The sequence below is a fragment of the Paenibacillus sp. LC231 genome (assembly GCF_001860525.1).
Lineage (GTDB): Bacteria > Bacillota > Bacilli > Paenibacillales > Paenibacillaceae > Paenibacillus_AQ.
Map to the genome: position 1 here is coordinate 303,637 of NZ_JFOM01000054.1, position 14,268 is coordinate 317,904.

Annotated in this window: 12 protein-coding genes and 1 riboswitch; of the genes, 1 reads left to right on the forward strand and 11 read right to left on the reverse strand. The window is 48.0% G+C overall.

Translation table 11 applies throughout. From position 1 onward, the window contains the following. Positions 1 to 29: 29 nt before the first annotated feature. Both AK95_RS30355 and rlmD read right to left on the reverse strand, forming a co-directional pair. Positions 30 to 1,049: a hypothetical protein gene (locus AK95_RS30355; protein WP_071223632.1), complete on the reverse strand. Its 1,020-nt coding sequence runs from the start codon at positions 1,047 to 1,049 to the stop codon at positions 30 to 32. A gap of 825 nt (positions 1,050 to 1,874) precedes the next feature. Further along, positions 1,875 to 3,476, reverse strand: a complete 1,602-nt coding sequence (gene rlmD / locus AK95_RS30360) for a 23S rRNA (uracil(1939)-C(5))-methyltransferase RlmD (protein ID WP_071223633.1) — start codon at positions 3,474 to 3,476, stop codon at positions 1,875 to 1,877. A gap of 230 nt (positions 3,477 to 3,706) precedes the next feature. On the opposite strand from rlmD, the gene AK95_RS30365 reads away from it, so the two are divergent. After that, the gene (locus AK95_RS30365; RefSeq protein ID WP_071223634.1) at positions 3,707 to 4,480 is read left to right on the forward strand and encodes a sporulation protein; all 774 of its coding nucleotides are present in this window, start codon (positions 3,707 to 3,709) and stop codon (positions 4,478 to 4,480) included. Positions 4,481 to 4,557: 77 nt separating this feature from the next. On the opposite strand, the gene AK95_RS30370 is transcribed toward AK95_RS30365, so the two are convergent. The 9 genes from AK95_RS30370 to AK95_RS30410 form a co-directional block, all read right to left on the reverse strand. Further along, the gene (locus tag AK95_RS30370; protein WP_071223635.1) at positions 4,558 to 5,232 is read right to left on the reverse strand and encodes a GntR family transcriptional regulator; all 675 of its coding nucleotides are present in this window, start codon (positions 5,230 to 5,232) and stop codon (positions 4,558 to 4,560) included. Between the two features lie 120 nt (positions 5,233 to 5,352). Next, the gene (locus tag AK95_RS30375; RefSeq protein ID WP_071223636.1) at positions 5,353 to 6,153 is read right to left on the reverse strand and encodes a Nif3-like dinuclear metal center hexameric protein; all 801 of its coding nucleotides are present in this window, start codon (positions 6,151 to 6,153) and stop codon (positions 5,353 to 5,355) included. 110 nt (positions 6,154 to 6,263) lie between these two features. Then, positions 6,264 to 7,889, reverse strand: a complete 1,626-nt coding sequence (locus AK95_RS30380) for an ABC transporter substrate-binding protein (protein WP_071223637.1) — start codon at positions 7,887 to 7,889, stop codon at positions 6,264 to 6,266. A gap of 47 nt (positions 7,890 to 7,936) precedes the next feature. Beyond that, positions 7,937 to 8,809, reverse strand: a complete 873-nt coding sequence (locus tag AK95_RS30385; protein WP_071223638.1) for a carbohydrate ABC transporter permease — start codon at positions 8,807 to 8,809, stop codon at positions 7,937 to 7,939. A gap of 13 nt (positions 8,810 to 8,822) precedes the next feature. After that, positions 8,823 to 9,788 (reverse strand): ABC transporter permease, encoded by a 966-nt coding sequence (locus AK95_RS30390; RefSeq protein ID WP_071223639.1) that lies wholly within the window; start codon positions 9,786 to 9,788, stop codon positions 8,823 to 8,825. 532 nt (positions 9,789 to 10,320) lie between these two features. Next, the gene (locus tag AK95_RS30395; RefSeq protein WP_071223640.1) at positions 10,321 to 11,322 is read right to left on the reverse strand and encodes a hypothetical protein; all 1,002 of its coding nucleotides are present in this window, start codon (positions 11,320 to 11,322) and stop codon (positions 10,321 to 10,323) included. Between the two features lie 61 nt (positions 11,323 to 11,383). Continuing rightward, complete coding sequence (locus AK95_RS30400) at positions 11,384 to 11,926, reverse strand: RNA polymerase sigma factor (RefSeq protein ID WP_071223641.1); 543 nt, start codon at positions 11,924 to 11,926, stop codon at positions 11,384 to 11,386. A gap of 205 nt (positions 11,927 to 12,131) precedes the next feature. Next, the gene (locus tag AK95_RS30405; RefSeq protein WP_071223642.1) at positions 12,132 to 13,112 is read right to left on the reverse strand and encodes a DMT family transporter; all 981 of its coding nucleotides are present in this window, start codon (positions 13,110 to 13,112) and stop codon (positions 12,132 to 12,134) included. 135 nt (positions 13,113 to 13,247) lie between these two features. Beyond that, positions 13,248 to 13,414, reverse strand: a riboswitch (FMN riboswitch). Between the two features lie 237 nt (positions 13,415 to 13,651). Beyond that, positions 13,652 to 14,020 (reverse strand): hypothetical protein, encoded by a 369-nt coding sequence (locus AK95_RS30410; RefSeq protein WP_071223643.1) that lies wholly within the window; start codon positions 14,018 to 14,020, stop codon positions 13,652 to 13,654. Positions 14,021 to 14,268 lie beyond the last annotated feature (248 nt).

Sequence of the window (14,268 nt, forward strand, 5' to 3'; positions counted from 1 at the left end):
CTCTGATTTCTCCAAAGACGCTCAGCTAATTATTGCGATAATTTTGCATGAATTGTATTTAATTTGTTTTTAGTGAACTCCTTTAACTTTTCTTTTTTTTCCATATCGATCTTTTCTTCCAGAATCAGGAGAATGGCATCTCTAAGTATGTTGTAATGCAACTTGCATTCTTGTTCTTCTAGTTCGTGTACACCTTTACTAAGAATGTCATAAAGAAAAGGATTGATTTCAGCCAGAAAAGAAGGAACATAACCGTTCTGATAAAGCAGTGATACCTTCTCTTTAGTTTTTGCTTCCCTAAACTTTTGTTCGTCAATTTTATGCTCAGATTTGGCTTTATCGAATTGTTCGAAAATAAGTTTTTCAAAAATTCTACGCAAATAAAGAAAGGCACCTACGCCCATATTATGTGTTATTAAAATAGTAGCATTGTTCAACTCTTTTGAAATATCCTTGTTTTTTAACACATTCTTGTATTCCCTTAAAGAATTATCAAAATCTAAAATTGAAGGATATTGCCCTGTCTTAATTAAATAATTATCATCTGTCAATTGAAGTATTGCGTAGAACTTATGTTTATGTTTTGAAGTGCACTCTAAATTCATTTGGAGCGTTTTGTTTTCTCCAAATACCTCATTAGTAAATTCTTGATATCGTTTAGAAAAATTCTCAGTTGCTGAATCCTTATAATCTTCAAATTCTTCTGTCATGCTATACATATATGAGTAGGTTGAAAGTATTGAGTCTTTATATTTTCCATGGACGATTTTTCCCTTATATATGATCGGTACCTCTTTGCTGCAAAAAGGACAATAATAAAAGAAATTGTGTTCTTCAATCACTAGTTTCTTCAAAAATCTAAAGTCTCTGTTTTCTTTAAAGTATATATGATGAAGAATATTTGGAATCCCCTCTTCATCATAATCTAAAATCTCCGAATCATCTGTTGTTTCAATTGCACTATTAACTTTTACTTTTGTATATAAAGGAAAACTAAATAATAGCGAACCGCCGTTACTTTTAAAATCAACTAATCGTTTTTCCGCCATTAAAAATTCACCGTCACTTCCAAACAAGCTAATTAAATTTTAAAAACAGCAAACTCAATGATGGGAGAACTCTCATCTAAATCTTGCTTTCATGTCGCCAACAGAGCCTTCATTCTTATTGAAAAAGCGGGGATAATTATTTTTCTTCTATCACTTATCATTAGATGGATTAAATTCTCAACAGAATCATCAATTAGGCCCTAAGGCTTATATCGATTTCCCCCAGGAACCAATATAGTTGTAACTATTCTCCATCTATTCCCTCGATTCCTCCTATGCAACGACATTTCTCGTCAACATTCCTATACTTCGACTTTTATAGTTTCATTTTGTTGTGACAATACCAAAGATGACTCTGGCCCTATGAGTAAAACGTAAAACCATTAAAACCAGACTTTATACCGTGTTCCCTTGATGTTTAATCGACATTGTATCGAAAAATCAAGTTTCAATGCATTTCTTAAGGCTCGGAAAATGATCCGCATGATACAGGATGATGCGGAAAGGCCACCTTCTATTTCAATTTTGAAGGTAGCCTTTCATGCCCATTTATTGCTGATTCCCATGCGTTTAAGTTTACCTAGTAAAAAATAGAATACCAGATTACTGAGTACATTACTAAATAAAGAAGGCACCTGTTGAGGTGCCCTCCTTCACACTCGTTTATATTACCCTTAATAAACTAAAAATCGTTGCTCATATCTACCCACTTAAAATCCAATACGACCGAAACCTTGATCGTCTCTTTCAAAACCTTATTTTTATACTCACTCTCATCTTGCGCAAAGGAGAAATACTTCGCCGAATACTGATAACTATAGACTTCTAGGTATCGACTCGACATATCCCTATTACGCACTCCACATGGCTTGTTTGCGGGAACATGTCGACCGGCTGCACCCAATCGAGCTCATAACCGCCGTCAAGCAGGACCTTGCAATCTTTCGCCAAGGTCGAGGGATTGCAGGATACGTATACAAACCGCTTCGGCTTGGTGCGTAGCACCGTCTCCAGGAAGCGCGAGTCCAGGCCGGTACGCGGCGGGTCGGCAATGATGACGTCCGGCTTCATACCCTCCTTGACCCAACGCGGCAGCAGTTCCTCTGCCTGGCCGACGTGAAAGCTCGCATTAGCCCGTCCGTTTCGCTGCGCATTGGCCTTGGCGTCCTCGACGGCTTCGGGGATCGTCTCGATCCCGCGCACCTCCTGGGCATAAGGCGCAAGCCACAGGCCGATCGTGCCCGTTCCGCAGTAGGCGTCGATGACGGTTTCCTTCCCCGTCAATCCGGCTGCCCCCCGGACCGACTCATACAGCTTGACCGTCTGCTGCGGATTCAGCTGGAAGAACGCTCTGGGCGACAGCGAGAATTGCAGGTCACTCAGCGATTCCTGCATGCTCTCGGCTCCCCACAGCGAGATTGTCCGGTCTCCGAAGATGAGTGAGGATTTCTTCGGATTAATATTGAGTGAAATCCCGCTCACCTCCGGAATGGTAAGGCGCAGCATGCGAACGAGATCGTCCTGCCTTGGCAGCTTGCTTCCGGCCGTGACCAGCGTCACCTGAAGCTCCCCGGATTGGAAGCCGTGACGAACCACAATCGTCCGAACGCCGTCCTTGTTTCCATTCTCCTTATGCAACGGAATCCGCAACTCTTCGAGGACGGATTTGACCTTCTCCACCGCTTCATTCACCTTCGGATGCTGAATCGGGCAGCCGCTAATGTCCACAATCGTATGGCTGTCCGCTTCATAGAGCCCTGCGATCACTTCGCCGCCCTTCCGTTTCAGCTGCAGCTGCGCTTTGTTCCGGTAATTCCATGGGTGCTCCATGCCGAGGATCGGCTTAAACTTCACATCGTCCCGTCCTGCATACCGGCTGAACGCCTCACGCACAATATCCGTCTTAGCCTGCAGCTGTCCCTCATAGGAGATATGCTGAATTTGGCAGCCGCCGCAGATGCCGAATACAGGACAAGGAGGTTCAATCCGGTAAGGCGAACGCTTCTCCACTTCTACCAGCTGTGCCTTGATAAATTTAGGCTGGACCTCTTTCACCTCGGCTTTGACAACTTCGTTCGTGATCGCTCCGTCAATAAACACTGCCTTACGGCGGTAATAACCGACCCCTTCGCCGTTAATGCCAAGCCGTTTGATCGTAACGACAATAATGTCGCCTGCTTGCAGCTCATCTGCGTGCTCACGTCCGGATGAAGGCCGTGGCCCGCGTACTCCTTGCTTATATTTATCGGACGATTTCGCTTTCGAATACGATGAAGCCGATAACGAATCCTTGTTCTTCCTATGTTCGCGCTTAAAAGCCGGCTTGGCCCCTGTTTGGTTCGCAGCCGCCTTATCACCCGGCTTCTTTCCGTATGCGGTTGAATTGTTATTTTTGGTTCCTGGTCCGGAACGTTGTTGTTCGCTCATGCCTTGAATGCTCCATCCTTAATGGTATCGTGTCCAATATACCATGCCGAACCTGCGAATGCTAACGAGCTGTATTCTTTTTCCTGATTTCATGGGTATTCTTCAGCTTCCTGGGCGTCAATATCTTCACTGCGCAAAACCACAAAAAATATTTTTGCAATTCGGAAACCAGAGGCGATCTTCGAGCGTATAATTCCATTATCATACATTCTCTTTTGGAGGTATCTTTTATGTCGTTTTTTAACAAAATGCTAGCCAGTGTAGGAATTGGAGCAGCCCAGATCGATACGCATCTCGAAAAATCCTCCTATTATCCAGGTGAAGAAGTACGCGGCGTCATTCACATTAAAGGAGGAAACGTAGAGCAGACGGTCGACCGTATTTACTTGAAAGTGATGACGGAATACACCAGGGAAAGCGACGACAAGAAGTACATAGAATCCTATACCCTTGCCAAAATCAATGTCTCCAGCCGCCTCACGTTAAAGCCTGGCGATCAACAGGAAATACCATTCTCTTTTGCCCTGCCGCTGGAAACGCCGCTCACCATTTCACGGCAGCCGGTATGGATCCATACCGGCCTTGATATCGATAATGCCATCGATCCGAAGGACCGTGATTTTATCGACGTTGAACCGGACGAAGGCGCATCCGTTGTCTTTGACGCCGTGGAAGAACTTGGCTTCAGCTTCAAAATGGCCACATGTGAATATCACCCGAGATTAGGCCAGGGCGTGCCTTTTGTGCAAGAAATTGAATTTTACCCTGGCTCCTCTTATGCCGGCCATATCAAAGAGCTTGAATTGATTCTGTATCCGGAGCAGGAAGGGATTTCCGTCCTGGTCGAAGTCGACCGCAGAGGCAGAGGGGTATCAGGCTGGCTCCAGCGATCCCTTGATATGGATGAACAACACTCATGGGTTACCCTGGATCAACAGGATCTAGAGCAAGGACCATCTCATGTGGCTCAAATTCTTGACGGTGTTATCCGCAGATCGATCTAATGAAAAAAATGGCCCGCAAGGCTGGTCACTTGATCTCAAGTGACTCTCCTGCGGGTCATTATTTTTAATAAAGCTTGTTAAATAAAATAATGCGGGTACTTCTCGCGTAAAATATCCTGCTCCACAACGACAAGACGCAGATGGCGCTCCATTACGTTCATGGCCTGCTCCGCTTGTTTATTAACGATCAGCTGATACATTTCCTTATGCTGCGAGATGATATTCTCCCAGTTGGAGTCCTTCGACAGGCGAAGCAGCCGCAAGCGGTTGAAATGAATGTTCAGTTGCTGCAGCATCTTCCAGGTCCGTTCTTTGCCCGTACCCTCAAACAGAATTTGATGGAACTCTTCGTCCAGCTCAAACAGCTTATAGAAATTATGGTTTCCCGCGCATATGTCCTGAAGCGCAATATTGGTTTCCAGACGGAAACGGAACTCTTCGGGGAAAATTTCGCAGGCGAGCGCCACGATTTCCTTCTCGATCTTCTCCCTAATAAACCGGCCTTCCTCAACATGCCTGAGATTAATACGGGATACGATTGTCCCGCTTTGCGGAATAATGTCGAGCAGTTCCTCCTCGGCAAGCTTCATGAACGCTTCCCGGACCGGCGTTCGGCTGACGTTCAATTCATCCGCAATTTCCTTTTCCGAGATTTTCGTACCCGGCTCCAGCTCCAGATGGAATATCCGGTCTTTCAGCAGCTGATATGAATACTCCCTGGTAGAGCCTTTAATCTTTTGCTCTGTTGACATATTTCGTTACCTCTTTCTCTTATGCTCAAGTGTTCTTTTTGCTTACGTTATAAGATCCGGCTGATCGCATCGCTTTCTATGCGGATGGCTCTTCCGATACCGTTAAAGTTATTTCTCCCTCTATATTACCTGAATCAAGGGCACGGGCGGTATATAATGTACGGGAATCTGCGGAAAAAGCTCGCGGAGAAGCTTGGCCGCGCAGGCCATACCGGGCTCCTCGCTGGCGGCATGACCAAGCAGAAGCATGGACGGGTTCCGGCCTTGCGCCGCTGCATCGCCGATATATTCGGGTGTCTCCCATTCCGGGCCTTCGCCGGCGATAAGCAGATCCAGCCGCTCATTCACGCAGAGGGGAATGGCATGCGCGCCGCCGCCACGGTAGCCGACGGTTATGCCGATTCTGGAGCATATTCCGCCTCGATTCCCGACATAACGAAGATACGAAAGAATCAGCTTTCTTTTTATATCTTCTGCAATCTCCTGAACTGTCAGTTCTCCGGGCAGTGTGACTAGGGCAGCTGTAGGAAGGTACGTATCGATATAGGGCTCCCAGTCCAGTGCCTGAACCAATCCCTGTGTGATCATATCGGGAACATATCTGTGAGGCGCATCATGAAACCGGTAAATCGTCAGATTGCCGGATTGGATCAGATCTATTTTATCCTGGTGGACAGAACTCGCCTGCATCCCATCCACTCCATCCTCATGGTGGCTGTAAAAGATCCCCTCATGGGTGATCACAAGGTTTGCTCCCGCCTGCACGGCTCTCTGCAAAACCGAAAACGAGGCGGCGAACGTGACGGCGATGCCGTGAACGATGGCATCCGCGCTTCCAGCTACAACCCTGTCCACCGTGGATTCAAGGCGTCCCGCTGGTTCGGTTAATCGGTTGATTACCTCTTGAACGGTCACACTCAATTTAGAACAACCTCCTTGTCGTCAACAGTGCAGGATGGATCATCACGACCGTCTGAACCTCCAAAGAGGCTGCCTTTCCATAAAGAAACGGCAGCCTGTCGATCCGTTGGTTATTGTTGCTCTTTATATTTTTTATAAGTCTTATTTGCAATCTCCAGGTATTGTCCGACACCCTGGCTATCCAGCTCCTTCACGAACTTGTCGTACTCGGCAAGATCGCGGTCGCCCAGAATGAACTTCAGCGTGTTCTGATCCGTGTAGTCCTTCAGCGGCGTGCTCAAAAGCGTTACTCGCTCGCGTTCTTCGACCGAGTACGGAATTGGCGGTTCCGGCTTCACGACAGTTTTTGTTTCGCTCATGCTCTTCTGGAACTGCTGCTCTTCCTCGCTGAACATGGATTGAAGCAGCTCGGTCGTGCCGCCGTACGCAAACACGCCGCCCGAGAAGCCATGCTCGATCCGCAGATCCTTCGTGCCCTTCGGATTCAGTCCGTTGTAGTTAATGTCGTCCATCAGCTTGCGTACGCCGCCTTCCTTGGTATACGTTACGCCTTCGACACCCCACTTCGTAAATTCCTGTCCCTCGTCGCTGTAATAGAGCCAGTCGATAAACTGCAGGATGGCTTTAAAATGCTCGCTCTCTTTCACTTTGGAAGTGATCATCACCCCGTTCTCGAGTCGGCTGCCGGACATCAGCTGGCCTGCCGGGCCGCCGGGAACCGTGATTTTGCTGATCGCATACTTGCCTTCGCCCAGCGTTTTGTCCATATCATTGCGGTGCTGGACCACGGTCTGGGAGTTGCCGTTAATGATGAAGGATTTGCCGGTCACGAACTTTTGCACGGCCTGATCGTCATCCTGGGTAAAGCTCTCTTTGTCCAGCAATCCTTCATCCACCAGCTTGTGGAAGTAGGCCAGCATGTCCTTATATTCATCCGTTGCCGCCGTGTACACAAATTCATCCGTCTCTTCCTTATACGTAAGTCCGCTGCCGTAGCCCCATCCGCCTTTGGTGCCGAAGCCCGTAGCCGCGATGTTCAGCGTACTGTTGAATTTGAATCGATCGGAGAACGGCGTAACGTCCGGGTACTCCTGCTTCAACTGCTTCATCGCCGTATACAGTTCATCCCAGGTGGTCGGAATTGCGATGTTATGCTTTTCGAAAATATCCGTGCGCACGATCAGCGTATAGTCCGGCCACACCGCTTCATGGAGGCCCGGGAGCACATAATATTTTTTGTCCTCCTGGCGAAGCCCTTCCAGTTCGCTTTCCATGTCCCATTTCTCGATCTTGTCCTTGAAGTTGGGCATCAGATCAATATAATCGCTGATCGGAAGAATCGCACCGGAAGCCACGAACGCGGATTCCTCCCCGGGGTAAGTCTTCGGAATGACCAGCGGCGCATCGCCTGAGCTGATCAGCAGACTGCGCTTTTGGCTGTAATCGCTCATCGGCACGATTGTTGGCTTCAAGGTCACGTTCGTCATTTCTTTTATTTTAGCAAAAAGCATCCAGTCCTGCTTGTAAGGATACGCCGGCTGGTCGCTGTAGAGGATGGACAGATCGAACGGCTCCGTCGCCTTGAACGCATCGCCTACGGCGTAGGTTTCCATCGCGCCCTTATCCTGGATTTCGGCTTCTTTGCCGCCTGTTTTGTCGGTACACGCCGCCAAGATCACAACGATTAACGATAGCAATAAAGCTTTGCCGGCAAACGATCGATGACTCTTTTTCACTTTCTCATTCCCCCCATGATATCAATAAAATGTCCTTACGGATGGTCCTATTGCTTTACGGAGCCCAGCATGATGCCGGTTACGAAATAACGTTGCACGAACGGATAAATCGTCAGTATCGGCAAAATGGTCAGCACCATGGTCACCGATTTGATATTGGCGGATATCTGCGTCAGGTTATCGGCCGAGGTAGCACCGGCGGAAGTCACGCCCGTTGCGCCCGCTATCATGTTGCGCAAATAGATCGTGACCGGGAAGAGCTCCTTCTGATCCAGGTACAGGAAGGCCGGAAACCAGGAGTTCCAGTGCCCGACGGCATAGAAGAGAACCATGGTCGCGATGACCGCTTTGCTTAAAGGAAGCACGATTCGGAACAGCATGCCATACGTGTTCAAGCCGTCAATGGCCGCGGCTTCCTCCAGCTCTTCCGGCATATTTTCAAAAAAGGATTTCATGATGAGCATGTTATATATGCTGATGGCTCCCGGGATTACGATGGCCCAGATCGAGTTGCTGAAGCCCAGGCTGTTAATGAGCACATAGTTCGGGATCAGCCCCCCGTTGAAGAACATCGTGAACACGGCAAACATCGTCAGGAACTTGCGTCCTACCAGTCGTTTCTTGGACAGGGCGTAAGCAAAAATCGTCGTTAAGAACATCGATATCGCGGTGCCGACCACGCTGTACACGACGGTGTTTTTGTAATTCGTCCAGAACATGGCGTCTTTGGTGACGGTTTTGTAAGTATCGAGATTGAAGCCCCTCGGAATCAGGTTCACCTTCCCTGAATTGATGTACGACTCGCCGCTGAAGGATTGAGCGACCACGTTCAGGAAGGGATACAGCGTGATGAAGACAACGAACAGCAGAATGATGGCATTGCACACTTTGAACACCTTATAGGATCTTGACTCCTTCATAACCGCTCCCTCCTTACCATAAGCTTCGATCCGTCAGTCTTCGCGAGATCGCATTCACGGAGAATACCAATATAAGCCCGATTATGGATTCGAACAGTCCAATGGCCGTGGCATAACTGAAGTTGTTCGAAACGAGACCGACCCGGTACAGGTACGTCGATATCACGTCGGCCGTCTCATATATAACCGGATTGTACAGCAGCAATATTTTCTCGAACCCTACCGCCAGGAATGCCCCCATATTCAGGATCAGCAGCGTCACAATCGTTGGCAGGATGCCTGGAATCGTGACAAACAGCGTTTGCTTCCAGCGGTTGGCCCCGTCGATCCTTGCCGCCTCGTACAGCGATTCATCAATCGTCGTTAATGCGGCCAGATACAGGATCGCGCCCCAGCCCATGCCCTGCCAGATTTCCGACGAGATATAGATCGCCCGGAACCACTCGGCCCGCTGCATGAAATTGATTCGTTCCCCGTTAAAGAACTCCACGAGCGAGTTAACGGAGCCGTTGACTGACGTCAATTGCAGGATCATCCCGGCAACGATGACAATGGACAGAAAGTGCGGCAGATAAGAAGCCGTCTGGACGAATTTCTTGAATCGCCTGCTCTTCACCTCATTCAGCAGCAGCGCAAAGATGATGGGCACCGGAAACGTAAAGAGCAGGGATAACGCACCGAGCAGAAGGGTGTTCTTGAATACGTTCCAGAACGCCGGGTCATGGATAAACATGTTGAAATAGTGCAGTCCTACCCATTTCTCCCCGTAGATGCTTCCTCCGGGCATAAATCGCCTGAAAGCGATCACGTTGCCAATCATCGGTCCATATTTAAAAATGAGCAGGTACATGACCGGTAAAATCAATAGGGAATACAGCTGCCAATCCTTCCGGACCAGTGCAGCGACGGTTTTAAGTTTGGATGGTTTCTTGGCCGCTTTCACGGCTGGCAAGGAATGATGTGCAACTTTTGGCTCCATCGACGTTATTCACTCCAATCCGTATGGCCTCTTCTCATACCTCTTTCGTCATGGAATATGGCCGTGTTTCATGATCCAGCTCCATTCAATACTCACGAAGAAATCGCTTTCAATTATTGTGGCTATAAGCAGGTTGCAGCGTTACAGCATATAATATCCGCTCTACTATTGATCCCCCCTTCAATATTAAGCGCTTACAATGTTGGCTTAACCTATAGACTCCCGTATCTTGAATGTTAGACCGACAAAGTGATCCAGCTGCTTATCCAACCTATGTTGAGAGTCGCATTTCACCATACTAGTATAACTAGTATGGTAGTTGGTTTCATTTTAATGGACGTTTTCTCCAATTTCAATACATTTTTTTCTCATGAATCATATTTCGGTCCGAAGCCTCAAAAAAGCCGTAAGCGCATTGAGGCTATGGCCTGATGCGCTTACGGCTTTCGGATTCCATTCCTGCTGAGGTATTGATCAAGTAAAGGGCAGAAGTCATCACTTCTGCCCCTTGAGGTTCTTTGCCACCTAATATTTACTTCAGCTCCGTCACGTTGCCGTCGACGCTGATGCTTTTGATGTCCACATCCCCAAGAAAAACGAGGTTATTCTTGCTGTCCAGATTATACAGCCACTGAAACCCGCTCTTTGTGGTACTTGTCGAGCTGGCATGAAGCATCAGTTCTGATCCGTCCGCGGCGATAACCTTAACCTCCGGCGTATACTCCGGCAGTTTATCCAGCTCACCGTCGGTACGCTTGCCTTCGATAGCTACACCGATGGAAGAGACACTAATCGTGCTGAGAGACAGTGCCTCCTCACCCTTATCGATCGCCATAATCAGACTCTGCTCTCTCTGCTTCCCGGGAGCAATGGTGAATTGGACATCCCAAGGGCCTTCAACGGCTTGGGTGTTGTCCGCTGACGCGATTCGATCGGCTGTGATCCGTGCCTTAAGCCCGTCGAGGTCATTCATCGCATCCATCTCAAATACGCCGACAAGCTTTTTGTTATCGTCAAGAAGCTGCTGCCCCACCATATAACTCACATCATGTTCCGTTTTCAGCTCAAGTCCGGGTATCGATGCACCCGCGGGGAATGGCGTGCCATCCTCTTTCATGAAGCTGACCACCAAATAACCGCTGTTGCCGACATAAACCCCTTCTTCCACATTCATGGTTACCCCGGACGCGGTATCTGTCCCTTGTATAGGTGATCGTTCGTCTTCCGAAATGGACGCGGATTGACCGAAGAACTGCTTCAAGCTATCCATGTATTGGCTCGCAAAAGCGGTCGTGCTAAGTATCATAATCATCGCGGCAGCGATAACGATACTCGCTTTATATTTTTTCACTTTCCTGTTTTTAAACATCATCGTTTCCTCCTCTTGAATACGGTTCATCGCTCGATTCTTGATGCGTTCCATACTGATTTGCTGTGTCAACTCGCGTTCCTCTTCCTCCGTAAGGAGGAGATTCTCCAGCTCCTGATTGTCGATATTGGCCATGATATCTACAATTCGCCGCTTCACTTGCATCCATCCCCTTTCGCTATCGATTCGAAGCTTCACTCCTATAGACACGGTCCTTATAGAAATCCTACAGATTATCGGTTTCATAATGAATGCGCAGTTTGTCCTTTGCCCGGCGGATCCGGGCGGTGACGGCTTTCTCCTGCATATTCAGCCTGCTTGCAATATCTCGGACTTTCTCCAAATAGAAGTACCTGCGGATGAAGATTTCGCGATCCGGTTCCCCCATATCCTGGACCATGCCGCTAATCGCTTCCTTCTCCTGCCGCAGAATAGCCAATGCCTCTGCAGAAGGACAAGAAACCGCATCATCTTCCAATTCGGATTCAATGACCCGCTGTCTTTTTCGCAAAACATTCAAGGTATGATTACGCGCAGCTATAGCCAGATAAGGCTTGAGGCTATCTCCGCGCAGCATGATTTTGGGCCCGTCTGTCCACAGCTTGACCAGCACGTCCCCGGTGATTTCCTCCACATCGTAGGAATTAAACCGTCCACCAGCCACTTTAGCGACCACCGCGGCTATGTAGCGTGAATAGCGGTCAACCAATGTTTCAAAACATTGCGGATCTTTCAGCGCAAGCCCGTCCAACAATGTCCGATCCTCCATGGATCCTCCCCCCTTTATAACCATCTCCTTTGGTTGAACCAAGCCTTAGATCCGGTGCTACTATATAAGACACCTTTAATTCCGGAAACCCTACATATCTTTCAAAAAAATGATCCTTGCACCAGGCAAAATTACTGGAATAGCTTTATGTAACGGCAAAAAAGCCGATCCCACCCGGATCGGCTTTTTCTACAAACGTATGATTTCATTGTAATTGCGGAGAAGCTTCGGATTGCTGTCTGGAAATAATAAACAGTACAACCCAGATCAGAAGGAATCCAAGAAGCTGAGGACCTGTCACGATCTGCTGGAATACGATCCAGTTGATGAGCACGCCCACCATGGGAAAACTCAATTCCGCAAGTGTTGCCACGGAGGCTTTGGTCGTGGTTAATCCTTTATAATAAACCAGCAGGCTCAGGAGACCCGGCAGTAATGCCTGGCCGATCAGGTTCAGCGATACCAAGGCAAAGGCCCCGGTATTCCAGGCCGGCATATTCCATGCTGCCCCCTCGCTCCATGTAATGACGGTCAGGAGCGGCAGGGCAAGCACGAAGCGCAGCGAGGTTACCGTCTCGTATTTCAGTTTGCCTACCATCAGGCGCCCCATGACGGTTGAACCGCCCCACAGCGCTGCTGCACCTAAGGACAAGAGACTGCCAACTTGAATAAACTCATTCCAATGGCCAATCGGCAAGGTTAAACCGAAGGTCAGTAAATACGTGCCCGCCAACGCGATGATGAGCAGTACGCCGAAATGACGCGGAAGCTTCTCTTTCAGAAGCAGGCTGGCCAGAATGATGGCAAACAGCGGCTGCAGCTTCTGAAGCAGCAGGACGGCATTCAGATTGCCGCTCGACAGCCCCATCGTGAACAATACAGTAGCCAGTGCCGAGCCGCCCCAGGATATAAACAGCAGAGCACCGACATGACTCCAGCCAAGGCCTTTTAGTTCCTCCCGGTTCTTCCATAACACAGGAATTGCAATCAAGGAAATAATGATATGTTCAAGCAAAACGATCTGTGCCGAAGTCAGATTCTTAAGCAGAATGACCCGGAATAAGGGGTCTACGCCCCACAGGGCGGCTCCCAAAACGACGAGCCAGAACCCTCCCTTAAAACGTCGACTTGCCTGTGTGTCGGAGCCATAGGGTTTCACCTTGACTCCAGTATTAATATTACTCATCTTGCCCTCTCCTGTCTTGAATACGGAGGTCTTGCTAGCAGAAAGCCCCCGTCATCGACATGTGTCGACGTAAACGGGGGCTGATCAAATAAGCCTGCGCCGAATGGAAAATTTCGCATCCACGGCAAACTCATTTTTGATCTTCTCCCATCCGGACTTTACCGTCGGCCTTGGAATTTCACCAAGTCAGTCGCTGCGATCAGATTCACACCAGAACGCAGCGAGTCGCGGGCTGAGTTTCGTTCACGCCGGAACGAAGCATCACCGCCGGTTAGGAATTTCACCTTACCCCGAAGATCCATATTCATGTTTTATTTTTGTAATGCATTCACACTAATTAATTAACCGATAATTCCTATGAGCTTAGTTGATGTATTGAAATTATAACATGAATTCTTTCATGTAAATACATCTATTTTCAAAATAAATGAAATTAGAGTTGATTACAATGAAAAATCTCACGTTCAACCAAGACTTACTGAGAATTATACAGCAAGTATCAATTTGTTACCAGTATGATTTTTTGGTATTTATTCATTTTAGGTGATTTCGAATATCTTGTAGCTGGAACGCGTACCGACCGCACCAGCCTGAAGACATAGCAGATCGAGAGCGTCCTTGGTATTAAGACTCATTCCGCTCACTCGAGGCAACGACATCGATGGAGCTTTTGAACTGGCGGCGGATTCACTTTCGTACTGCTTCGTCTCGCTTAACAGCATTTTGCTCCCATCCGGTTGAACCATATACTGACGCAAATAACCGCCTTCCCTTACGGTTACCAGCTTTCCCTTATTCTCTTCTTCCTTCTTGCTCTTCTGGAGCAGCTGTTCAAATCCGCCTTGGGCTGATTCGGCGTCCATCCGTTTCACCTGACTCCAGTATGTATATGCAGACGCAATGCGCATGTACTCACATCCTTATCCAATCGTTAATCTAACACTTACGGATATTATCGGATACCAGAGTACTTCTCTTTAACCGCTCGCATTTTACATTGGTATAAAAAAACCGCCCTTAAGATTTCAGTGAACTGTGACCCATAAGATGGACACTTTGAAAAAAGTGACTTCTTGTGGGTCATTTGTGTTTTAATCAAGGTATGTGACGAGGAGTGATACGAAATGGGGAAGTTGAAACGGGTACTCTTTACCGA